At 72.0% G+C, this 23,007-nt stretch carries 21 protein-coding genes; 18 read left to right on the top strand and 3 right to left on the bottom strand.

Annotated features, from left to right (window positions below):
- Nucleotides 1-27: 27 nt before the first annotated feature.
- Together ABT254_RS22085 and ABT254_RS22080 are read right to left on the bottom strand one after the other, a co-directional pair.
- Nucleotides 28-1,233, bottom strand: coding sequence for a pyridoxal phosphate-dependent aminotransferase (locus tag ABT254_RS22085; protein WP_351472578.1), 1,206 nt, complete (start codon nucleotides 1,231-1,233; stop codon nucleotides 28-30).
- Between the two features lie 29 nt (nucleotides 1,234-1,262).
- Nucleotides 1,263-1,604 carry an ANTAR domain-containing protein gene (locus ABT254_RS22080; RefSeq protein ID WP_351472576.1) on the bottom strand — a complete coding sequence of 114 codons (342 nt, stop codon included), beginning with the start codon at nucleotides 1,602-1,604 and terminating at the stop codon, nucleotides 1,263-1,265.
- A gap of 1,918 nt (nucleotides 1,605-3,522) precedes the next feature.
- Between ABT254_RS22080 and ABT254_RS22075 the strand changes: the two genes are divergently transcribed.
- The 8 genes from ABT254_RS22075 to ABT254_RS22040 all read left to right on the top strand — a co-directional run bounded on the left by ABT254_RS22075 (nucleotide 3,523) and on the right by ABT254_RS22040 (nucleotide 11,559).
- A complete protein-coding gene (locus ABT254_RS22075) occupies nucleotides 3,523-4,059 on the top strand; it encodes a DUF2617 family protein (protein WP_351472573.1) in 537 nt (178 codons plus the stop codon).
- A 99-nt stretch (nucleotides 4,060-4,158) separates the two neighbouring features.
- Nucleotides 4,159-5,793, top strand: coding sequence for a polyamine aminopropyltransferase (locus ABT254_RS22070; RefSeq protein WP_351472571.1), 1,635 nt, complete (start codon nucleotides 4,159-4,161; stop codon nucleotides 5,791-5,793).
- Between the two features lie 181 nt (nucleotides 5,794-5,974).
- Nucleotides 5,975-6,871 (top strand): SRPBCC domain-containing protein, encoded by an 897-nt coding sequence (locus tag ABT254_RS22065; protein ID WP_351472568.1) that lies wholly within the window; start codon nucleotides 5,975-5,977, stop codon nucleotides 6,869-6,871.
- 33 nt (nucleotides 6,872-6,904) lie between these two features.
- Nucleotides 6,905-7,693 (top strand): aldose epimerase family protein, encoded by a 789-nt coding sequence (locus ABT254_RS22060; protein ID WP_351472565.1) that lies wholly within the window; start codon nucleotides 6,905-6,907, stop codon nucleotides 7,691-7,693.
- A 10-nt stretch (nucleotides 7,694-7,703) separates the two neighbouring features.
- A complete protein-coding gene (pyrE, locus tag ABT254_RS22055; RefSeq protein ID WP_351472563.1) occupies nucleotides 7,704-8,252 on the top strand; it encodes an orotate phosphoribosyltransferase in 549 nt (182 codons plus the stop codon).
- Nucleotides 8,253-8,417: 165 nt separating this feature from the next.
- Nucleotides 8,418-9,440 carry a class II fructose-bisphosphate aldolase gene (gene fbaA, locus ABT254_RS22050; RefSeq protein ID WP_351472561.1) on the top strand — a complete coding sequence of 341 codons (1,023 nt, stop codon included), beginning with the start codon at nucleotides 8,418-8,420 and terminating at the stop codon, nucleotides 9,438-9,440.
- A 74-nt stretch (nucleotides 9,441-9,514) separates the two neighbouring features.
- Nucleotides 9,515-10,981: an MFS transporter gene (locus ABT254_RS22045; RefSeq protein WP_351472558.1), complete on the top strand. Its 1,467-nt coding sequence runs from the start codon at nucleotides 9,515-9,517 to the stop codon at nucleotides 10,979-10,981.
- Nucleotides 10,982-11,145: 164 nt separating this feature from the next.
- The gene (locus tag ABT254_RS22040; protein ID WP_351472557.1) at nucleotides 11,146-11,559 is read left to right on the top strand and encodes a DUF3151 domain-containing protein; all 414 of its coding nucleotides are present in this window, start codon (nucleotides 11,146-11,148) and stop codon (nucleotides 11,557-11,559) included.
- A 93-nt stretch (nucleotides 11,560-11,652) separates the two neighbouring features.
- On the opposite strand, the gene ABT254_RS22035 is transcribed toward ABT254_RS22040, so the two are convergent.
- Nucleotides 11,653-12,135, bottom strand: a complete 483-nt coding sequence (locus ABT254_RS22035) for an SAM-dependent methyltransferase (RefSeq protein ID WP_351472555.1) — start codon at nucleotides 12,133-12,135, stop codon at nucleotides 11,653-11,655.
- Nucleotides 12,136-12,341: 206 nt separating this feature from the next.
- Here ABT254_RS22035 and ABT254_RS22030 point away from each other — a divergent pair, with 206 nt between their 5' ends.
- From ABT254_RS22030 to ABT254_RS21985, 10 genes are all read left to right on the top strand, one after another.
- Entirely contained in the window at nucleotides 12,342-13,187 is an 846-nt protein-coding gene (locus ABT254_RS22030) for a tryptophan 2,3-dioxygenase family protein (protein ID WP_351472552.1), read from the top strand.
- The gene (gene kynU, locus ABT254_RS22025; RefSeq protein ID WP_351472549.1) at nucleotides 13,180-14,406 is read left to right on the top strand and encodes a kynureninase; all 1,227 of its coding nucleotides are present in this window, start codon (nucleotides 13,180-13,182) and stop codon (nucleotides 14,404-14,406) included. Before ABT254_RS22030 ends, kynU begins: the two co-directional genes overlap by 8 nt.
- Before the next feature lie 206 nt (nucleotides 14,407-14,612).
- On the top strand, nucleotides 14,613-15,494 hold the full coding sequence (locus tag ABT254_RS22020) for an alpha/beta hydrolase (protein ID WP_351472546.1): 882 nt from the start codon (nucleotides 14,613-14,615) through the stop codon (nucleotides 15,492-15,494).
- 375 nt (nucleotides 15,495-15,869) lie between these two features.
- Nucleotides 15,870-16,775, top strand: a complete 906-nt coding sequence (locus ABT254_RS22015; protein WP_450748124.1) for an alpha/beta hydrolase — start codon at nucleotides 15,870-15,872, stop codon at nucleotides 16,773-16,775.
- 124 nt (nucleotides 16,776-16,899) lie between these two features.
- Nucleotides 16,900-18,081 carry an acyltransferase family protein gene (locus ABT254_RS22010; protein WP_351472874.1) on the top strand — a complete coding sequence of 394 codons (1,182 nt, stop codon included), beginning with the start codon at nucleotides 16,900-16,902 and terminating at the stop codon, nucleotides 18,079-18,081.
- Nucleotides 18,082-18,164: 83 nt separating this feature from the next.
- Nucleotides 18,165-19,550, top strand: coding sequence for a sensor histidine kinase (locus tag ABT254_RS22005; protein ID WP_351472543.1), 1,386 nt, complete (start codon nucleotides 18,165-18,167; stop codon nucleotides 19,548-19,550).
- A complete protein-coding gene (locus tag ABT254_RS22000; RefSeq protein WP_351472540.1) occupies nucleotides 19,547-20,230 on the top strand; it encodes a response regulator in 684 nt (227 codons plus the stop codon). Before ABT254_RS22005 ends, ABT254_RS22000 begins: the two co-directional genes overlap by 4 nt.
- A 121-nt stretch (nucleotides 20,231-20,351) precedes the next feature.
- Nucleotides 20,352-21,737, top strand: a complete 1,386-nt coding sequence (locus ABT254_RS21995; RefSeq protein ID WP_450748212.1) for a sensor histidine kinase — start codon at nucleotides 20,352-20,354, stop codon at nucleotides 21,735-21,737.
- Nucleotides 21,734-22,399: a response regulator gene (locus ABT254_RS21990; RefSeq protein ID WP_351472538.1), complete on the top strand. Its 666-nt coding sequence runs from the start codon at nucleotides 21,734-21,736 to the stop codon at nucleotides 22,397-22,399. The genes ABT254_RS21995 and ABT254_RS21990 overlap by 4 nt, the downstream gene beginning before the upstream one ends.
- Before the next feature lie 105 nt (nucleotides 22,400-22,504).
- A complete protein-coding gene (locus ABT254_RS21985; protein ID WP_351472535.1) occupies nucleotides 22,505-23,005 on the top strand; it encodes a GNAT family N-acetyltransferase in 501 nt (166 codons plus the stop codon).
- The last annotated feature ends 2 nt before the right edge of the window (nucleotides 23,006-23,007 follow it).

The following is a 23,007-nucleotide window of genomic DNA, read 5'->3' as shown; positions in this document are numbered from 1 at the left end:
CGGCGTGGCGGCGTGACGGGCCCCGGATCAGCCCGCCAGTGCCTTGAGCCGCTTGACCGCCTCCTCCAGGACCGCCGTCTGCTTGCAGAACGCGAACCGTACGAACGGGGCGCCCGCCTCCCGGTGGTCGTAGAACACGGCGTTCGGGATGGCGACGACCCCGGCGCGCTCCGGGAGGGCGCGGCAGAAGGCGAAGCCGTCGCCCTCTTCGGACAGCACGGTGCCGAGAGGGCGGATGTCGGTGGTGATGAAGTAGGTGCCGGCCGGCTGGAAGACCTTGAAGCCCGCGTCCGCGAGGCCCGCCGCCAACAGGTCCCGCTTGGCGAGCATGTCCTCGCGGAAGGCGGCGAAGTAGCCGTCGGGGAGTGCCAGCGCCTCGGCGACGGCGTACTGGAAGGGCCCGGAGGAGACGTACGTCAGGAACTGCTTCGCGGAGCGGACCGCCGAGACCAGTCCCGGGGCCGCCGTCACCCAGCCCACCTTCCAGCCGGTGAAGGAGAAGGTCTTGCCGGCCGAGCCGATGGTGACCGTCCGGTCGCGCATGCCCGGGAACGTCGCGAGCGGCAGGTGCTCGGCCTCGTCGAAGACCAGGTGCTCGTAGACCTCGTCCGTGACGACGAGCAGATCGCGCTCGGCGGCCAGCTCGGCGATCGCGGTGAGCTCCTCACGGGTGAGGACCGTGCCGGTGGGGTTGTGCGGGGTGTTGACGAGCAGCAGGCGGGTGCGGTCGGTGACGGCGGCGCGCAGTTCGTCGAGGTCGAGGCGGAAGGAATCCTCGTGCGGACGCAGCGTGACCGGCACGCGTGTCCCGCCCGCCATGGCGATGCAGGCCGCGTACGAGTCGTAGTACGGCTCCAGGGCGATCACCTCGTCGCCTGGCTCCAGCAGGGCGAGGAGGGTGGCGGCGATGGCCTCGGTGGCGCCGGCGGTGACCAGGACCTCGGTGTCGGGGTCGTACGCCAGGCCGTAGCGGCGCTCCTGGTGTGCGGCGATCGCCGTGCGCAGCTCGGGGATGCCGGGGCCCGGCGGGTACTGGTTGCCGCGTCCGTCACGCAGGGCCCGTACGGCGGCCTCGCGAATCTCCTCGGGGCCGTCCGTGTCGGGGAAGCCCTGGCCCAGGTTGATGGAGCCGGTCTGCACGGCCAGGGCCGACATCTCGGCGAAGATCGTCGTCCCGAACTCGGCGAGGCGGCGGTTGAGGAGCGGGCGGGTGCTGGAGGTCATGCCGGTCATCCTGCGCCCAGGCTGCGGAGTTCCTCAACTCACCGCTTCCACGACTGGTACCGGGCGATCGCCTTCCGCAGTTCGATCCGCTCGGCCTGCGGCAGCTCGGTACCCTGCGTGAACTCCATGACATGCTCGGCGACCACGCGCAGCTTGGTGTTGGTGCGCTGCGACACGTCGCGCAGGACTCGCCACGCTTCCTCCGGCGCTATCCGTCCGAGGACGACGACGGCGCCGATGGCCTGGTCGACGATGGCGTGCGAGGTGACCGCCTGCTCCAGCTGGGCGCACTCCGCTTCGAGGCGCTCGTGCTCCATGGCCAGATCGGTGGCCGACAGGAACTTCAGGGGCTGCGATCGGGAGACCGCAAAGAAGGCCATGGGGGGCTCTCCACTGGGCGAGAGGGGCGGGGACTGGGCTCTGTGGTCCTGTTGCCCCGGGAAGAGCCCAGTACACGCGGCCTGGGAAGTTGCTCAACTCTGCTTCGGGGTTGAGCGGGGGCGGCGACGCGGCAGGCGCCGTCTCTGAGCTGGGGAGGGCTGTCATCGACGGTCACCCTCTGTCGTCGGGCGGTGTCGGACGGCCCAGAGACTGCCCGGCGACGCAGTGCCGCGGCACTGCGCCCAACGGCAAGTTGGCTTCAGCGCAGACATGAGAAAGGAGTTCGACGAGGCTCGGGGCGAGGGCGACGAAAGCTGGAATCCGCGAGCGACGGTCCCCTTCTGGCGGGACTTGCTCTGACGCTTCGGGGAGCCAGTGCATGCCGGGGCCTCAGGTTGGCGCGTCCGACCACTTCGGGCTGAGAGCCTGTGCCCGTGACTGATGACGAGGTTGTCGAGGCGGTGCGGATCGTAGCGCGGGCGGGGATATTGCCGCCGCCCGCAACGCCGGAGGCCGTCATGAAGGCGAGTGCTGGCCCCAGGGCGTGAACCTCGCGGAGTGGCTGGCGGGCACGCTGGCAGGAACCCTGACGGTGGAAACACTGCTGGAGAGCCAGCCCACTTCGTTATACGGGGCTAAACCCTTCGTGCCCGCCTCGGCGTTCCGGCTCCCATGGCCGAAGCCATCGCCGCCCAGCTCTGAAGGCGGGCCCCGTCGGGGGGCTTTAGCGCTTCCGCAGCAGTCGGCGGGTTCCGATAACCGTCGAAATGATCAGTACCTCAAGGCAGCACATGGTGATCACGGTGGTCCAGGACTCGCCCACCCACCACCTTCCCCCAACAGCCGCAAGCCCAAGTACCAACGCGGCCGAACCGAAGGCGGCCAGCCGCCGTGCCCCTTGTGACATGCCGCTCATCTACGCACGTCCGCGTGCCGCAGGCAAGCGGACAAAGAAACCAGCTGTGCCGTCGACCACGACAGCCGTGCCGCCGCCGAACTGGCTGCCCGCACTCATCGCTCCTGGCCGCCGTCGCCGCCCTGACCTGCCCTTCTGTGCAGGTCAGGGGCCGTTCGCGCGTCAGAACCCTCTGAAGTTCCTCAACTCTGCTTTGGCCGCCGGGACCGCCGGGCATCCCCCGTTCACGCAAGAAGCGAGGCACCCACGGGGGGCTGCTTCGGGGGACATCGAAAGGACGGTGGCGCCATGATCACCGGCTTCATCGTGGTGGCGGTCGTGATCGCGTTCGTGGCGATCGTCGCGAAGGCAGCGGGCAAGGGCGGGGCGAAGTCGTTCGGCGGCGGGAGCCGGAGCGGCTCGCACAGCGGGGACAGCAGCACCGGGAGCAGCAGCTGGTGGGCCGGCGGGGGAGACGGCGGCTCTTCGGGCGGTCATCACTCCGGGGGGCACCACTCCGGGGGGCACCACTCCTGCGGGGGCGGTCACTCCTCCTGCGGTGGGTCGTCCTGTGGCGGTGGGTCGTCCTGCGGTGGCGGTGGTGGATGCGGCGGAGGCAGCTGACACGGGGCGGCCGAGCTCCGAGGGGGAACCGCATACTCGCCTGTCACACCCGCCGAGCACCCGCCGGAGCCCACGCCCCGGCGGGTGCTCGTGTGCTCCGGCGTACGCCATGGCCGCCGTGGCGCACGCCGTGGTTGAACAGTTGAGCAGTGGAGCCCTCTGAGGGATGGAAACCCCACGAAGTTGGGTAAAAACGCTGTGACGGCGCCACCGTTCATGATTCCCTCTAAAACGCCGGTGCGGTCCTCGGACGTCCTGCTGAGACCTTCCTGACCTCCCTGATCTCCCGACTGGGCCGACCGGGCCGTCCGGGCCGATCCCCCGGTGTCGCCCGGTGTGCCGGACCCCCCCACGCCTTCCTCCTTACCTTTCTTTGTGTGCCAGCGGAGAGCCGACCCATGCTCACGACCCTGAACACCTCATACACCGACACCCGCGCGGCCGACCTCGCCTGGGCTCTTGGGCGTGAGCCGCTTCCCGCCCTGGCCACGCTCGACCTCGAACTGGCCGGGTCCAAGCTCCAGTTGAGACTTCTCGGCGCGTCCCACCAGGTGCTCCTGGAGGAACAGCGGGGCACTTGTTCGGAGACGGTGGCGTGCATGCCGGGCAGCAGCACACCGCTGCCGCTGGGTGTCGCCAAGCGGATGGGCGACTGGGAGTACGAGTTCGCGGCCCGCGTGGAGGTCCTGTCACCGGGGTCGTTCGCGGGGCGCGCGCAGGAGTTGCTCGCGCTGGTCTCCGACCATCCGCACGGACTTGCGGGCGTCTTCCCGGGCAGCCCGCACGCCTTCACCGCGCTGCTGGCCCGGTGGCACGAGGGCCAGGTCCACTGGCGGACCTGGCACGCGTACCCGCAGGACGGGCAGTTGGTGGCGACGCGGACGCGGGTGGGCGCCCGGGTTCCGGCACCGCAGGTCAGTCCGCCGGCCGCCTGACCCGAACAGGCGCTCTCAAACACGCGATGTGGAACTGTCCGGCAGTTCCACACGTGTGGGTGACGAAGCGTGAAGTAGCAGTGACGTAACGTCGCAGTCGTGATCGAACCGCACGCGCCGGCACCACCCGGCCCCCCGCCCCCCTGGGCGGGCCCGGCGCGGCTGCCCGTCCAGCCGAGCACCGGACGGTTCCTGGTGCTCGCATGCGTCTTCGTCTGCGCGGCCTGCGGACTCGTGTACGAGCTCGAACTCGTCGCCCTGGCCTCGTACTTGATCGGCGACTCGGTCACCCAGGCCTCGGTCGTCCTGTCGGTCATGGTGTTCGCGATGGGCATCGGCTCGCTCGCCGCGAAGCGCCTGCGCTGGCGTGCCGCGGCCGCCTTCGGCGCGATCGAGGCGACGCTCGCGCTCGTCGGCGGCTGCAGCGCGATGGCGCTGTACGCGGTGTTCGCGTGGACCGGCGACTGGGGCGGCCTGTGGGCGAGCGGGCCGCGCTGGCTGCTGGTCGCCTTCTCCCTCACCATCGGTCTGCTGATCGGCGCCGAGGTCCCCCTCCTCATGGAGCTGATCCAGCGCATCCGGCGGCAGGACGCGGGCGGCGCGGTGGCCGACCTGTTCGCCGCGGACTATGTCGGCGCGCTGGTCGGCGGTCTCGCCTTCCCGTTCCTGCTGCTGCCCCTGCTGGGCCAGTTGACCGGCGCGCTGATCACCGGCGCGGTCAACGCGGTCGCGGGCGGCGCCCTCGTCCTCGGTCTGTTCCGCCGCGACCTCACCCGCCGTACCCGCTGGCTGCTGCTGATCGCCAACCTCGCCGTGCTCGGCCTCCTCGCGGCCGCCGCCGTCCTGGTCGACGACTTCGAACAGGCGGCCAGGCACGCGGTGTACGGCCACGACGTGCGCGTGGCGCTGCAGACCGGCACCCAGGAGATCGTCCTCACCGGCGGCACCGACGGCCGCCCCCTCGCCCTCTTCCTCGACGGACGCCTCCGGGTGGGCGGCGACGAACTCCGCTACCACGAAGCCCTGGTGCACCCCGTGATGAACGGACCGCACGCGCGCGTGCTGATCCTCGGCGGCGGCGACGGCCTCGCCGCCCGCGAAGTGCTGCGCCACGCGGGCGTGCGGCGGGTGGACGTCGTCGAACTCGACGCCGGAGTCGTCCGGTTGGCCCGCCACGACCCGGCCCTGGCGAAGCTGAACCGTCACGCCTACGACGACCCGCGTGTGCGCGTGACGACCGCCGACGCCTTCCGCTGGCTGCGCACGGCGCCCACCTCGACGTACGACGTGGTGATCTCCGACCTCCCCGACCCGGGCATCACGGCCAGCACCAAGCTGTACTCCCAGGAGTTCTACGGCCTCGCCCGGCGCGCCCTCGCGCCCGGTGGCCGTCTGGTGGTGCACGCCGGGCCGTTCGCCACCCGCCCGCGGGTGTTCTGGACGGTCGCCGCGACCCTGCGCGCCGCCGGCCTGCACACCACCCCCTACCGGGTGGGCGGCCGCCACTCCGGCTTCGCCGCGGGCCCCGACCGCACGGCCGACGCCTCCCGCGCGGTCCGCGACTGGGGGTTCGTCCTGGCGGCGGCCCGCACGACCCCGCCCCTCGGCCTCGACCCGCACGCCCCGCGACCGCGGACCCTGGCCCCGGCGTCCCTGGCGGCGGACGGCAGGGCGGCGGCGGCCACCCGCATCCCGGGCCTCCTGGCGTCGACGCTGGTCCACCCCCGGTACTGAAGCCGGCCACGGCCGGCGGCCGTCCCGGCCCGCCCCGAATCCCAACTTCCGCGGGCTACGGCGGCTGCCGGTTGACGCCTGGTCCGTGCCCGGTGCGCGGCCTGGGGCGAAGACACCGACGCGCGGTCACTTTCGTCCAACGCGGGTGCATGACCCGGCCATCTAGGTAGGCTCGGCCGACATGGAGCATGAGGTGTTCGTTCCGGTTCCGGCCGCACGGCTGAAAGAAACCCTCGCCGACCCCGCGCAGGTGGCCCGGGCGGTTCCCGGCCTCCAGCAGGACGCGGGCGCCGAGCCGGTCACCGGGCGGCTGAAAATGCGCGTCGGCAGCCACTCCGTCACCTACCGCGGCACCGTCCGCGTCACCGCGCAGGAGGACGGCTCGTACGCCGCCGAGGGCGACGCCACCGAGACCCGGGGCACCGGCTCGGTCAAGCTGGCCCTCACCCTCCGCGTCGAGGAGGCCGACGGCGGCTCCCGGCTGACCTTCGAGGGCACGGCCTCCGCCGACGGCCGCCTCACCGAACTGCCGGCCGAACAGGTCGCGTCGGCCGCGACCCGTCTGCTGAACCGTTTCGCGGAGAGCCTGGCGGCCGGCGCGGGGACCGAGGGCGCTCAGGGGCAGCCCGAGACGCCCCAGGAACCCGAGGAGGCCGAGGAGCCCGAGCCCCTCGTCACCCAGGAGTTCGAGCCCAGGGCGACCAGCGACTTCGAAACGACCCCGGACGCCGACGACGCGCCCGCCCCTGCCGCCGAGCCCACGGAGCACACCTCCGTCCACGACACCGAGGTGCCCCCGCCGTCCCTCGACCCGCTCGCCGAGGACACGGACGACACCGACGACACGGACGACGTGGTCGAGGGCGCGCCCCCCGCCGAAGCGGCCCACGCCCGCCGCACGATGATCGGCCGCAGCGCGGAGGAGGTCGACCACGCCCCGCCCCGCGGCCGCTACGCCCCGGTCCCCGCCCCGCAGACGGTCTCGGCCGGCTCCTCGCTGCGCTGGGCGGCCCCGGCGGCGGCCCTCGTCGTCGCGTCGGCGATCGTCGTGGGCCGGCTGCTGCGCAAGCGCCACTGACGGCGGTCTTGATCGCCCCAGTAGGGTCGTCCCGTGAGTAACGAAGACATCACGCTGACCGCGGGCGACGCGGAGGTGACCGTGCAGCCGGGCAACGGCGGCCGGGTCGGAGGACTGCGCGTCGGCGGCACGGAACTGCTCCGCCAGGGCGAACGTTTCGGCTGCTTTCCGATGGTCCCTTGGTGCGGGCGGATCCGCGAGGGCCGCTTCCGGGACGGCGCCACCGTCCACCAGATGCCGCTCAACTCCCCGCCGCACGCCATCCACGGCACGGTCCGCGACGGCGCCTGGCACACCGCGCGCGTGAACGCCGACGAGGCCGTCCTCACGTACGACCTGGTCGAGCCCTGGCCCTACGCCGGCCGTGTCACCCAGCAGTTCGCGCTCACGCCCGACGCCCTGACCCTGACGATGTCCGTCGAGACGATCGGCTCCTCCTTCCCGGCCCAGATCGGCTGGCACCCGTGGTTCAACCGGAACCTCGGCGGCAAGGACGTACAACTGGACTTCACCCCTGCCTGGCAGGAGGAGCGCGGCGACGACCACCTGCCCACCGGCAGCCGCGTCGACCCCCGCCCCGGCCCCTGGGACGACTGCTTCGGCATGCCCGGCGGAGTCGATGTCACCCTCACCTGGCCGGGCCGGCTGGAGCTGAAGGTCACCAGCCGCGAGGAGTGGGTCGTCGTCTACGACGAGCAGCAGGAGGCCGTCTGCGTGGAACCCCAGACCGGCCCGCCCAACGGCCTGAACACCCTGCCCCGCCTGGTCACCCCGCTGGAGCCGCTCGAGGCCTCGACGACCTGGACTTGGCGCCGCCTTTAAGCTGGCAGGCATGACGGACGTACGTGGCGAGCTGCTGCAGCAGATCAAGGACAAGGCCGTGGTGCACGGCAAGGTGACCCTCTCCTCGGGTCTGGAGGCCGACTACTACGTCGACCTGCGCCGCATCACCCTTGACGGTGAAGCCGCCCCCCTGGTCGGGCAGGTGCTCCTGGACCTGACCGCGGACCTCGACTTCGACGCGGTGGGCGGTCTGACCATGGGCGCCGACCCGGTCGCGGCGGCCGTGCTGCACGCGGCCGCCGCCCGCGGCAAGCGCGTCGACGCGTTCGTCGTGCGCAAGGCGGCCAAGGCGCACGGGCTGCAGCGGCGGGTCGAGGGGCCGGAGATCAAGGGCCGCCGGGTGCTGGTCGTCGAGGACACCTCCACCACCGGCGGCTCCCCGCTGACCGCCGTCGAGGCGGTGCGTGAGGCGGGCGCGGAGGTCGTCGCCGTCGCCACGATCGTCGACCGTGCGACCGGTGCCGCCGAGAAGATCCAGGAGGGCGCCGGAGTGCCGTACCTCTACGCCTACTCCAAGGACGAACTGGGACTCGACTGAGCTACTCCCGGGTACCCCGGCCCCGTTGTCCACAAGCCGGACACGGCGGGCAAAGCATCAGGCCAAGTCTGGAAAGATGGGCCCGACGATGACGTCACCACCCAAGGTCTAGGTCAGGGCCGTAGTACGCAGCACGCCAACCCGCACATACCAAGGAGCGGACAGATGCCCATCGCAACTCCCGAGGTCTACAACGAGATGCTGGACCGGGCGAAGGCAGGCAAGTTCGCCTACCCGGCGATCAACGTGACCTCGACCCAGACCCTGCACGCGGCCCTGCGCGGTTTCGCGGAGGCGGAGAGCGACGGCATCATCCAGATCTCGACGGGTGGCGCCGAGTTCCTGGGCGGTCAGTACAGCAAGGAGATGGTGACCGGCGCGGTCGCCCTCGCCGAGTTCGCGCACATCGTGGCCGAGAAGTACCCGGTCACGGTCGCCCTGCACACGGACCACTGCCCCAAGGACAAGCTCGACGGGTACGTACGTCCGCTGCTCGCGGTCTCCGAGGAGCGCGTGAAGGCCGGCGGCAACCCGCTCTTCCAGTCACACATGTGGGACGGCTCCGCGGAGACCCTCGCCGACAACCTGGCCATCGCCCAGGAGCTCCTGGAGCGCGCCCGCGCCGCGAAGATCATCCTCGAGGTCGAGATCACCCCGACCGGCGGCGAGGAGGACGGCGTCTCGCACGAGATCAACGACTCCCTGTACACGACGGTCGACGACGCCATCCGTACGGCCGAGGCGCTGGGCCTCGGCGAGAAGGGCCGCTACCTGCTGGCCGCGTCCTTCGGCAATGTGCACGGCGTGTACAAGCCGGGCAACGTGGTCCTCCGTCCCGACCTGCTGAAGGAGCTGAACGACGGCGTGGCCGCCAAGTTCGGCAAGCAGTCCCCGTTCGACTTCGTCTTCCACGGCGGCTCCGGCTCCACGGAGGAGGAGATCCGCACCGCGCTGGAGAACGGCGTGGTCAAGATGAACATCGACACGGACACGCAGTACGCCTTCACGCGTCCCGTCGCCGACCACATGTTCCGCAACTACGACGGCGTCCTGAAGGTCGACGGCGAAGTCGGCTCCAAGAAGACCTACGACCCGCGCACCTGGGGCAAGCTGGCCGAGGCGAGCATGGCCGCCCGCGTCGTCGAGGCCACGCAGAACCTGCGCTCGGCCGGCACGAAGATCAAGTAACCCCGCGGGCCTCTCGGGAACTCACGAGCCCGGCGTCTGTGCCACGACGCCGGGCTCGGCGTATACCTGGGGGCATGCCCGACGTCCGGATCGCCACCCCGCAGGGCAAGTGGATCCTGCTGACCACCGTGCTCGGCTCCAGCATGGCGATGCTGGACTCGACCGTCGTCAATGTCGCCCTGCCGCGCATCGGCCGCGACCTGGACGCGAACCTCGCCGCCCTCCAGTGGACGGTCAACGCGTACATGCTCACCCTGGCCGGGCTGATCCTGCTCGGCGGTTCCCTCGGCGACCACTACGGCCGCCGCAAGATCTTCGTGATCGGGGTGGTGTGGTTCGCGTCGGCCTCCCTGCTGTGCGGCCTCGCGCCGAGCGCGGGCGTGCTCGTCGCGGCCCGCGCGTTGCAGGGGGTCGGCGGGGCGCTCCTCACCCCCGGTTCCCTCGCCCTGATCCAGGCGTCCTTCCACCCCGACGACCGGGGCCGGGCGGTGGGCCTGTGGTCCGGCTTCGGCGGGATCGGTGCGGCGGTCGGCCCGTTCCTGGGCGGCTGGCTGGTGGACGGCCCCGGCTGGCGCTGGGTCTTCCTGCTCAACGTCCCGCTGGCGCTGCTGTGCGCCCCCATCGCCGTACGGCATGTCCCCGAGTCCGCCGACGGCCGCACCCACGGCCGCTTCGACGTGCTCGGCGCGGTCCTCGGCGCCCTCGCGCTCGCCCTGGTGACGTACGCGCTGATCGAGGCCCGGCAGGGCTCCCTCGTGGTCGCCGTCACGGCGGTGGCCGGGCTGGCCGCGGGCGTGGCCTTCGTCCAGGTCGAGAAGCGGCGGCCGGATCCGATGATGCCGCTGGACATCTTCAAGTCCCGCGAGTTCACGGCCGTCAACCTGGTCACGCTCTGCGTCTACGCGGCCTTCGGCGGTTTCTTCTTCCTCACCGCCCTCCAGCTCCAGGTCGCCGTGGGCTGGTCGCCCCTCGCCGCCGGTACGGCCCTGCTGCCGACGACCGTTCTGATGCTGCTGTTCTCCGCCCGCTCGGGCGCCCTCGCCGACCGCATCGGGCCGCGCATCCCGCTCACCGTCGGCCCGCTCCTGTGCGCGGCGGGCATGCTGCTGATGCTGAGGGTCGGGCCGGGCACCTCGTACGTGCTCGACGTCCTGCCCGCCGTGCTGGTCCTCGGCGCCGGCATGGTCACCCTGGTGGCACCGCTGACGGCCACCGTCCTCGCCTCCGTGGACACCGCGCGGGCGGGTCTGGCCAGCGGCATCAACAACGCGGCGGCCCGCGCGGCCGGCCTGGTCGCGGTGGCCGCACTGCCGCTGCTCGCCGGGATGGGCCCGGACGCGTACCTCTCCCCGAGCGCCTTCGACGACGCCTTCCACCGGGCGATGCTGATCTGCGCCGGAGTCCTGGTGCTCGGCGCGGTCGTCGCCTTCGCGACGGTACGTCCGCTGCCGCCCGGCTGCCGCCGCCCGGAGTGCCGTACGCACGGCTCGGTCACGGCGCCGCCGCTGGAGGGGGAGCGGGCGAGGAAGCGGATCGGGTGACAGACCGCGGGTGCCGTTTCCAGCGCCGGTCGGCATCACCAGCCCGTCATGGGGGTCCCCCTCGAGCGAAGGCGAGAGTGGGGGAGTTCGAGGACGAGGCCCCTTGAGGGCCGACAGCGGGGGTCTGGGGGCGGCAGCCCCCGGCAAGGGCGACACTGGTGAACATGTCGATTCACGAAAACCTCCTCGGGGGCCCGCCCCCGACCCACCTCCCCGACGACCCCGCGCCCCGCGAGCTCCTGGCGAACGGCACCGCGCCCGCGGACGTCGCCGCAAAGTACCCCACGTCCTCGCTGGCCTGGGCCCAGCTGGCCGACGACGCGTTCGAGCGGGGCAGTGTCGTGGAGTCGTACGCCTATGCCCGCACCGGCTACCACCGCGGCCTCGACGCCCTGCGCCGCAACGGCTGGAAGGGCCACGGCCCGGTGCCCTGGGAGCACGAGCCGAACCGCGGCTTCCTGCGCGCCCTGCACGCCCTCGCCCGCGCCGCCGGATCCATCGGCGAGCAGGAGGAGTACGAGCGCTGCACCCAGTTCCTGAAGGACTCCTCGCCGACGGCGGCCCAGACCCTCGGCTAGCGGTCCGCTGCTGTTTCCTCGCAAGGCCCGCCCGGTGCGACCGGGCGGGCCTTGCGCTGCGCTGAGCGGTGTCCTGCGGCGGGCACCGCCCGGTCAGTAGTAGCGGCTCATGATGTCCGTGGCCCAGTCCGGCTGGCTGGTGGCGCCCTGGGGGCCGAACTCGCTCATGTAGGGCTTGATGTCGAGGACGGGGGTGCCGTCGACCGCGTCGAGGCCCTGGACGTGCAGGTCGAGTCCGTCGGTGCGCACCAGGCGGCAGCGGGAGACACCGAGGCGGTTGGGGCGGTTCTTGCCGCGCTGCGCGAAGATGCCGACCATCGGCCAGTCGGTGTTGCCCCGCGGATGGCGGGCACCGGTCTCGATCTTCGCCACGGGCACGCGGTCGAAGTGGTAGACGATCTCCAGGTGGGAGAAGGCGTCCAGACCCGCCAGCGCGTCCGCGTCGAACTGCTCGCCGTCCAGGCGGATGACGGCCTCGACCTTCCCCCAGTCGTCGTCGAGGACCTCCGCACGTCCGCCGACCACCCGGCCCACCGGGACGGAGACCACCTCGGACGAGGTGCTCTTCTCAGACATCTGCCGTGCCTTTCGTCAAGTGCGACAACGGTTTCTGTGCGGCGCCCGAGCGTACTGCAGGTCATCCGGCGGCTCGACGAGCCGGTGACCAGGCGGGCCTTGCGTTCCGGGCGGACCATCGAAGAAGATGCCCGGCGGGGACCGGGGCCCCCGTGTCGGTAACGGCAGGGGCGGACCGCTACCCGGAGCAACAACAGGAGACAGCGATGTCCCACCAGGCTCAGCCCCACGAGGCTTCGGAGCCCGAGACCCCGCATCTCGACTTCGCAGGCACGACGCCCTATGAGGACTACGTCAAGGCGGACGTGCTCACCCACCTCCAGCACACCCTCTCCGACGACCCCGGAGAGATGGTCTTCCTGGTCACCACCCAGGTGATGGAGCTGTGGTTCACGGTCATCGTCCACGAGTGGGAGATCGCGGCGCGCGCCCTGCGCTCCGACGACGTGCCGACCGCCGTCGCCGCGCTGAAGCGTTCGGTACGGGAGCTGGAGGCGCTGAACGCCTCCTGGAAGCCGCTCGGACAGCTGACCCCGGCGCAGTTCAACTCGTACCGGAGCGCGCTGGGCGAGGGTTCCGGCTTCCAGTCGGCGATGTACCGCCGGATGGAGTTCCTGCTCGGCGAGAAGTCCGCGTCCATGCTGGTCCCGCACCGCGGCGCCCCCCGCGTCCACGCCGAACTGGAGAAGGCCCTCGCCGAGCCGAGCCTCTACGACGAGGTGCTGCGGCTGATGGCGCGGCGCGGCTGCGCGATCCCCGGATCGGTGCTGCGTCGCGACGTCACGCGCCGGTACGAGCCCTCGGACGCCGTCGAGGCCGCCTGGACCGAGATCTACGCGGGCGACGAGAACACCGAACTCGCCCGCCTCGGCGAGGCCCTGACCGACGTCGCCGAACTGGTGTGGCGATGGCGCAACGACCACCTGGTCGCCACCCGCCGCGCGATGGGCTCCAAGCCCGGCACGGGCGGCTCGGCGGGCGTCGCCTGGCTGGAGAAGCGCGCGCAGAAGAACGTGTTCCCCGAGCTGTGGACGGCGAGGTCTCATGTCTGAGCTGACGGCACGCGCGCAGGAACTCGACGCCGCCGACGAACTGGCCGGTACGCGCAAGCAGTTCGTGCTGGACACTGTGTCCGATCATGCGGCCGAGGCCGCGGGTGTCTACCTGGACGGGAACTCGCTCGGCGCCCTGCCGGCCGCGGTTGCGGGGCGGGTCGACGACGTCGTCCGCAGACAGTGGGGTGAGCTCCGCATACGTTCCTGGGACGAGAGCGGCTGGTGGACGGCGCCCGAGCGGATCGGCGACCGGATCGCCCCGCTGGTCGGGGCGGCGGCCGGGCAGATCGTCGTGGGCGACTCGACAAGTGTCAACGTCTTCAAGGCACTTGTGGGAGCGGTACGGCTGGTGTCCGGGACGGGCCGGGACGAGATCCTCGTGGACGCGACGACGTTCCCCACCGACGGCTACATCGCCGAGTCGGCGGCCCGCATGACCGGATGCACGCTGCGCCCGGTGGCCCCGGCGCAGGTGCCGGACGCGCTGTCCGGTCGTACGGCCGCCGTCCTGCTGAACCATGTCGACTACCGCACGGGCCGCCTGCACGACCTGCCCTCGCTGACCGCCGCCGTGCACGAGGCGGGCGCGGTGGCCGTCTGGGACCTGTGCCACAGCGCGGGCGCGCTGCCGGTCGGACTGGACGAGCACGGCGTCGACCTGGCGGTCGGCTGCACCTACAAGTACCTCAACGGCGGCCCGGGCTCCCCGGCGTACCTGTACGTCCGGCGGGACCTCCAGGACCGCTTCGACTCGCCGCTCCCCGGCTGGAACTCCCATGCGGAGCCGTTCGGGATGCGGCCCGGGTACGAACCGGCGTCCGGTGCCCTGCGCGGCCGGGTCGGCACGCCGGACATCCTGTCCATGCTCGCCCTGGAGGCGGCGCTGGACGTCTGGGACGGGGTCTCGATCGAGGCGGTGCGGACCAAGTCCCTGGCGCTGACGGACTTCTTTCTGGAGTGCGTCTCGGCGTACGTCCCCGAGGGGCGGGTGGAGTCGCTGACCCCCCTCGCCCACCGGGAGCGCGGCAGCCAGGTGGCGCTGCGCTGCGACGACGCCGGGGACGTGATGAAGCGGCTGATCGAGCGCGGGGTGGTCGGGGACTTCCGGCGACCGGACGTCCTGCGGTTCGGATTCACACCGCTGTACGTCGGGTTCGGGGACGTGGAGCGCGCGGCGCGGGTGCTGGCGGAGACGCTCGGCGAACTCGCGGGATAGCACCAGGGGGCTGGCGCCGGGCGGTCCGCGGTGGCTTCGGTGGTCGCGGAACCGCCCGGCCCGCGGCCTACAGAATCGTTTCCCCTCACCGAGCGTGACATCCCCGTGTCGGCCCACGTCACCGGCCTGATACCGTCCCCGCCAACGGCCGGTTTCCCACCCTGGTCCGCCACGTCAATAACGTTACGTCGCTGAGAGGTTGGAGCATGCCGGACGACGCCGCAGCTGCCCGGGCCGCCGCCGAGGAGGAGTCGGCGTTCTCGCACCCGGCGGCCGATCCCGACTCCACCGCCGCGTACGGTGACCATCCCGACCAGCTGATCGATTTCTACGCCCCGCGCACCGAGGTGGTGCCCGGCGCCCTCGCCCCGCTGGTCGTCGTGCTGCACGGCGGCGCGTGGCGGGCGCCGTACGACCGACTGCACATCTCCCCGTTCGCGGACTTCCTGGCCCGGCGTGGTTTCGCGGTGGCCAGTGTCGAGTACCGGCGGGGGAGCGCGGTCCCGGCCCAGGGCGTCGGCCCTGTCGCGGGCCGCTGGCCGGAGACCTTCGACGACGTCGCGGCCGCGCTGGACGCGCTGCCCGCTCTCGTACGCGAGTGTCTTCCGGGGGCCGACCCGCGCCGCATGGTGATCACCGGGCACTCGGCCGGCGGTCACCTCGCCCTGTGGGGGGCGGCCCGCCATCTGCTGCCCGCCGACGCCCCTTGGCGCATCGACCGCCCCGCGCCGCTGCGCGGGGTCGTCGCCCTGGCCCCGATCGCCGACTTCGAGGTCGCCGACAAACTGGACGTGTGCGGGGGCGCTTCGCGTCAACTGCTGGGCGGCGACGAGAAGTTCGCCGAACGCCGTCCGTACGCCGACCCCTCGCTCCTGCTCCCGACGGGCATCGCGACCACCCTGGTGCAGGGCCGCACGGACCTCACCGTCCCGCAGGCGGTCGCCGAGTCGTACGCCGACGCGGCGGCGAAGGCCGGCGAGGTCGTGGGCCTCACGCTCCTGGAGGACGTCGGCCACTTCCCGCTGATCGACCCGGCGGCGGACGCCTGTGCGGTCGTCGCGGAGGAAATCGCCCAACTGGCCTGGTGACCGGTCCCCTTTCATACCCGTAGTACCTGAGAGCTACGCCCCAGGACAGCTCCCTGGCGTGACGCGGACGACAAGTAACACTCCGTAACTTCCCTTCCGGACAAGCCCGATGGCCGGGCGAACCGGAGGGGGACGACCATGGGGCTGAAGACGGACGCGCGGGTGGCGGCGGGGCACGCAGCCGGCAGCCGCGATGGCTGCGGCCAATCGTGCAGCCGCCGTAGCTGCGGCCAGTCGTGCCGCTGGGGCGGCTCCCGACCCGAAGAAAGCGGCACCCGGCATGCGCCGGCGAGCGACACCCCCTCACCCCAGCCCAAACGCCGCGGCACCCAAAGGTGGCGCCGAGCCACGCTCGCAGCCCTCATCACCGCCGCCATGGTCGTCCCGCTCTCGGGCGCAGCCCGACCGGAGATCCCCGCCCCACCCCCGGCAGCCCTCGCCCCCCTCACGGCAACCACCCTCGACGCCGCCTACAAAGCCAACCGCACCAACGCCGCCCGAGCCGCCCGCATGGCCGCAGCCGACGGCGACCACCAGCGCGCCGCGGCAGACCGAGCCATGGCCGCCCCCGCCCGCCACCTCCTCGCCTACGACGGCCGAGGCGAGGGCCAGGCCACGGAGGTCTTCGGCGACCTCGCCACCGCCACCCGCATCGCCGTCCTGATCCCGGGCTCGGACACCTCCCTCGACACCTACGACCGCTTCCGCGCGACGGCAGTCGCCCTGCACGACCGCCTAGTCCAGGAGGCCCCGAAAGGCACCACCACCGCCGTCGTCGCCTGGCTCGGCTACAAGACCCCCGGCACGGTCAGCACCACGGTCCTCACCACGGACCGCGCCGACCGGGCAGTCCCGCACCTGCGCGAGTTCATCGCCCAACTGCGCCGCATAGCGGGCCGGAAGGCCGACATCTCCCTCCTCTGCCACTCCTACGGCACGGTCGTCTGCGCCCGCACCGCCCCCGGCCTCGACGTGCGGGACATCGCCTTCCTCGGCAGCCCCGGCACCGGCGCGGACACGGCGGCGGCCCTGCGCACAAGGGCCCGCGTGTGGGCGGCCCGCGGCGCCGACGACTGGGTCGAGGAGGTCCCGCACGTGAGGGCGGACCTGTTCGGCTGGACCGTCGGCTTCGGCACGGACCCCGTGTCCCCGGCCTTCGGCGCCCGCGTCTTCGCGGCGGGTCCGGGCGGCCACAGCGACTACTTCAGGCCGGGCTCGGTCTCCCTGGCCAACCTCACCCGCATCGTCCTCGGCGACACCAAGGAGGTGACCCGTGCGTGAGTCGAGCGTGCGCCACGCGTGGGACGGCATACGGCACGGCGCCGCGGTACGGAGCGCCGCAGGACAGGAGGCCGTACGAGACAGCGCCGTACGGGAGCGGGAGGGCGCCGTACGGCAGAGCGCCCTGCGGAGGGCCGCCGGCCGGATCGACGCCGCCACCCCCGCCGACCGCGACCGCGCGGTGGACGCCCTGCGCGCCTTCGCGATCCTCGGTGTGGTCCTCGGCCACTGGCTGGTCACGGCCCTGGTGGCGGACGGCGGCTCCCTGCACGCCTCCAGCCCCCTCCAGCACATGCCGTGGCTCGCCCCGATCTCCTGGGTCTTCCAGACCCTGGCGGTGTTCTTCCTGGTCGGCGGCCATGTGGCAACCCGCAGCCACACGGCGGCCCGCGCCAAGGGCACCCCGTACCGGCAGTGGCTGACCGCCCGTCTGGCACGGCTGTTCAAGCCGGTGGCCGCCGTGCTGATCCTCTGGACGATCGCCGCGACGGCCCTGTTCGTCTCGGGCGCGCGACCCGACACGATCCACACCCTGGTCAAACTGGCCCTCTCCCCCCTCTGGTTCCTGCTGGTCTTCGCGGCGCTGACCGCGGCGACCCCGCTTCTCACCCGGCTCAACCCCCTGTGGCCGCTGGCCGTCGTTCTCCATGTGGACCTTCTCCGTTTCGGCCTCGGCGCCCCGCATAGCCTCGGCTGGGTGAACCTGGCGGCCGGCTGGCTGGTGCCGTACACCCTGGGCGCGGCCTGGACCCGCGGCGAACTGGAGCGCGCCCGCGCGGGCTGGATCCTGCTCGCCTCGGGTGCGGCGGCGACGGCCCTGCTGGTCGCCTTCGCGGGCTACCCGGCCTCGATGGTCGGCGTCCCGGGCGGGACGATCTCGAACCTCAACCCGCCGACCCTGGCCGCGGTCACCTTCGGCCTGGCCCAGTGCGGCCTGGCCCTGCTTCTGCGCGACCGGCTGCGCCGTACGATGCGCCGGCCCCTGGCCTGGGCCGCGGTGGCCTTTGTGAACCTCTCCGCCATGACGATCTTCCTCTGGCACCAGACGGCCATGATGGCGACCACGGCCACGGCCCTCCCGGCAGGTCACCTGCCCGGCCTGCACACCACCCCCGACGGCCTCGACTGGGTGGCGTTCCGCCTGGCCTGGCTCCCCGTGTTCGCGCTCGCGCTCACGGTCTGCTGGGCGGCCTTCCACTCCTACGAGCACCGGGGCCCGCGCGGCAGAAGCACCGGCCCCTCCCGGGTGATCCGCCGCCACGGCGGCCCGGACGGGGCGGGAGCGAGGGTCGCCCATCGTGCCTGAGCCGCATGACGACACAGCCCCCCGCCCCTTCGGTGCGCTGCCGGACCGCGGCCGACTCCGCTTGATCCGCCTAGGGTTGCGACGTGACTGACACGGGGATCCAGCGGCGGTTGGCCGGTCGCGTCCTGCGCTGGTTGCGCCTGCTCCGCGACGACCTGTGGACGGCGCGCGCGGATCCGTTGCCCGCCTTCGGGCGGCTGCGGCGGTTCCCGCACGGCGTGCTGTACGTCGCCGCGTTCTGGATCACGTTCGGCGGTGTCGCGCAGCTCACGGACAACGGACATCTGGGCTTCGGCTACGGCTTGCTGATCGCGCTGGCGCAGGGCGGCGCGGTGGCGCTGGCGCTGTGGCGGCCGATCCCGGCCTGGTGGCTGTCGACGACGGGCTCGGTCCTCGGGGCCGTTGCGGTGCACTTCAGCCTGACCGGCGCCGCGGCCCGCGACTTCACCTGGCCCTGGACCGCGGCCGGGATCATCGCCCAGCTGCTGGTGCTGCTGCTGCTCGCCCTGCGGGTGCGTACCCGTGTGTCCGTGGAGGCGCTGGCCCTGACGGTGCTCGTCACCCTGGTCCTTCAGGGTGTGTGGGAGTCACCGCACCCGGTGTCCGACGGCCCCCAGCAGTCGACGGGCCCGCTCGCGATCGCCCTGTCCGCCGTCGCCGTGCTGCTCGGCATCGCGCTGCGCAGCCGCCGTGAGACGCGCGCGGAGGTCGGACGGCTGACCACGCTCACCGCCGAGGAGCGGGCCCGGCGCACCCTCCTGGAGGAGCGCAACCGCATCGCGCGCGAACTGCACGACGTGGTCGCCCACCACATGTCCGTCATCTCCATCCAGGCCCAGGTCGCCCCCCATCTCGTCGAGAACCCGCCCGACGAGCTCAGGGAGAACCTCGAGGGCATACGGAACAACGCGCTGGAGGCGCTGACCGAACTGCGCCGGGTACTGGGCGTGCTGCGCTCGGAGGACCCCGGTACGGACGACGCACCGGCCGACGGCGGCAACGACCCGCACAGCCCGCAGCCCACCCTGGACCGGCTCGACGCGCTCGTCGAGAACACCCGGGCCGCCGGTCTGGCCGTGACCACGCGGACCACGGGGGAGCGGCGCCCGCTGCCCTCGGGCGTGGAGCTGTCGGCGTACCGGATCGTGCAGGAGGCGCTCAGCAATGTGCTGCGCCACGCGCCCGGCGCGAGCGCGAGCGTCGAAGTCGCCTACGTCCCCTTCGGACTGCGCGTGGAGGTCGTCAACTCCCGTCCGCTGCACGAGGCTCCGGCGTCACCGGGCGCGGGGCACGGTCTGCTGGGGATGCGGGAGCGGGCGGCGATGCTGGGCGGCGACCTGTCCGCACACCCCAGACCGAACGGCGGCTACCAGGTGTCCGCCTTCCTGCCGGTCGACCCGCGCGCCGACGGCGCGGACCTGCCCGACGCCCCCGACCCCGCCACCGACCCGAAGGACGACACCGCATGACGAGCAGCAGCAACAGCCCCATCCGGGTAGTGATCGCCGACGACCAGCAGATGGTCCGGCAGGGCTTCACCGTGCTGCTCAACACCAAGCCGGACATCGAGGTGATCGGCCAGGCGGTCGACGGCCTGGACGCCGTGGCCAAGGTCGCCGAACTCGCCCCGGACGTCGTCCTCATGGACATCCGCATGCCCGAGCTCGGCGGTATCGAGGCCACCCGCCGCATCACCGCCGCGACACCGCACATCAGGGTGCTGGTGCTCACCACCTTCGACCTCGACGAGTACGTGTACGAGGCGCTGCGCGCAGGCGCGTCCGGTTTCCTCCTCAAGGACGCTTCGGTGGACCAACTGGCCGAGGCGGTAAGGGTGGTGGCGGCCGGCGACGCGCTGCTCGCGCCCGGCATCACCCGTCGGCTGATCGCCCAGTTCTCCCGCCTGGACGGCAAGCCCCGCCCTCCGCTGAAGGAACGCGTCGGCGACCTGACCGAGCGCGAGACGGAGGTCCTCGCACTGATCGCCCAGGGCCTGTCGAACGCGGAGATCGCCCAGCGCCTGGTCGTCGCCGAGCAGACCGTGAAGACGCATGTGGGCCGCATCCTGGTGAAACTGGGCCTCAGGGACCGCACACAGGCGGCGGTGTTCGCGTACGAGTCGGGACTGGTACGCCCGTCCGGCTACTGACCCGTCGGTCCCGGGGCCCGTACTCCCCGTACTCGTAGTACCTGAGAGGGAGGCCGAAGGACCCTTCTCACTGGTGACGACCGCGACCCGCGCCGCGGCCTACCTTTTCATCGTGACCGAGATGCCCCGCACGCAGCCGATACCGCCGGACCCCACCAGGCACCTGGAACCGCCGGACCGCGCATTCGAGCCGTACAAGCCGAGCAGCCCGGAGTTCCGGGCGGCCATGGACGCCCTGCGCGGAATGCGTCAGGACCTGTTCCACCACGCCTTCGCCTACCGTCCGCTGCCGCGCCTGAGCGTCGAGGCCCCGTTCGTCCGCCGCTTCTTTGGCCGGTGGCGCGAGTACGCGACCTGGACGCCGCACGCTCTGATCACCGCGGCAGGCCTCTTCGCCATGCTCGTCGCGTCGCACAGCGACTACCGCGGCGCGGGCGTCAACCTCTTCCTCAGCCTGCTCGCCCTGGGCCCGGTCCTGCTGACCATGGTGCGGCCGATCGGCGCGTTCTGGCTGTCGATGGCGGCGACGCCGGTGGCCGCGGTGTTCGGCAGCAGCTGGGGCGACGCGTGGCCGTGGCTGCCCGGCAGTTTCGTCTGCCACCTGTTCGTGCTCACCATCGTCGCCCTGCGCACCAGGCCGCGCACCGCGGCTTGGATGTGGATCCTGACGGGGCTGTACGGCGCCGCGGCGGAGATCTTCTCCGCCGCCCCCGAGGGCACCCTCGACTCGAACACCGCCCAGCTGCTGTCCTTCTCGGCCCTGATCCTCCTCGCGGTCTCCCTCCGGCACATCCGCCGCCAGGCCCGCCAGGAGGTGACCGCCCAGCAGACGGTGACCGCGGCCGAGCGTTCCCGGCGCACCCTGCTGGAGGAGCGCACGACGATCGCCCGTGAGCTGCACGATGTGGTCGCCCACCACATGTCGGTGGTCGCCATCCAGGCGGAGGCGGCCCCCTACCGGGTCGAGAACCCGCCCCCGGAGCTGGAGAAGGCGTTCGCCACGATCCGGGAGAACGCGGTGGCGGCGCTCACCGAGCTGCGCCGTGTCCTGGGCGTGGTCCGCGCCGAGGACTACGAGGCCCCGGACGCCCCGCAGCCCACCCTCGCCGACCTGGACGCCCTGCTCGCCAATGTGCGGGAGACGGGCCTGGACGTGGACAGGACGACGACCGGAGCGATACGGGAACTCCCGCAGGGCGTGGAGCTGTCGGCGTACCGCATCGTGCAGGAGGCGCTCAGCAACACCCTGCGCCATGCACCGGGCGCGGCTGCCAAGGTGGAGGTGTCGTACGTCCTCGGCGGCCTGGGCCTGCGCATAGTGAACGACCCGCCCCCGAACCCGTCCCTGGTCAAGCCCTCACCCGGCGCCGGCCACGGCATCACCGGCATGCGGGAGCGCGTCACCATGCTGAACGGCGAGATGACGGCGGCCCGTACGGACGACGGAGGCTACGAGGTGACGGTGTTCCTGCCGGTCGTCGCCCACGCAGGCGAAGGTGCAGCATGACCATCCGTGTCCTGATCGCGGACGACCAGATGATGGTGCGCGAGGGCTTCTCGGTCCTGCTCAACGCGATGCCGGACATCGAGGTGGTCGGCGAGGCGGTGAACGGCCGCGAGGCGGTGGACCGCGTCCGCGACCTGGCCCCCGACGTCGTCCTGATGGACATCCGCATGCCGGAACTGAACGGCATCGAGGCGACCCGCGAGATCGTCGCCGCCAACAGCACCGCAAAGGTCCTGGTCCTGACGACCTTCGACCTCGACGAGTACGTCTACCAGGCCCTGCGTGCGGGCGCCTCGGGATTCCTCCTCAAGGACGCCTCGGCCCGCCAACTGGCCGACGGTGTGAGGGTGGTGGCTTCAGGCGAGGCCCTGCTCGCCCCCTCGGTGACGAAGCGCCTGATCACGGAGTTCTCGAAACTGTCGGAGGCCCCTCGCCCGATGCACTCCGCGATGACGGCCTACGGCGACCTCACCGAACGCGAAACAGAGGTCCTGGTCCTCATCGCCCAGGGCCTGTCGAACTCGGAGATAGCCGAGCGCCTGGTCGTCGCCGAGTCGACGATCAAGACCCACGTCAGCAGGATCCTGGTGAAACTGGGGCTGCGGGACCGGACCCAGGCGGCGGTGTTCGCTTATGAGGCGCGGTTGGTGACGCCGGGCTGAGGGCCGTGCCACCCCTCTTTGTCGCGATGACCGACAGTTGTCGTCGTGGGCCGCCGGTGCAAAAACCTGGTGGCCTCGGCGCACGACCTGAGTAGGGTCGGGCGAATGCCCGAGCTGAAACGGCTGCAGGCCGGTCATGCCCCGGCGGTCCTGGCCTTCGAGCTGGCGAACCGCGCCTACTTCGCCGCCTCGATCACCGACCGCGGCGACGACTACTTCGAGCACTTCACCGAGCGCTACGACGCCTTGCTGGCGGAGCAGGAGGCGGGTATCTGCGCCTTCCACGTGCTCGTCGCGGAGGACGGCTCGGTGCTCGGCAGGTTCAATCTGGTCGACATCGAGGACCGTACGGCGGAGCTCGGCTACCGGGTCGCACAGCACGTCGCCGGACATGGTGTGGCGACCGCGACCGTGCTGGAGCTGTGCAGGCTGGCGGCGGACCGGCACGGGCTGCGCACCCTGCGGGCGGCCACCGCCCACCGGAACGTGGCCTCCCAGAGGGTGCTGACCAAGGCCGGTTTCGTCCCGGTCGGCCCGGCCGACCCGGCGCACATCGGCGGCCAGCCGGGCACCTGGTACCGGCGCTACCTCGTACCGGAGGACTGACA

Source organism: Streptomyces sp. NPDC001137, assembly GCF_040298885.1.
Taxonomy (GTDB): Bacteria; Actinomycetota; Actinomycetes; order Streptomycetales; family Streptomycetaceae; genus Streptomyces.
The sequence above is the reverse complement of the archived record's forward strand: the minus strand, read 5'-3'. Positions and strand labels throughout refer to the sequence as shown.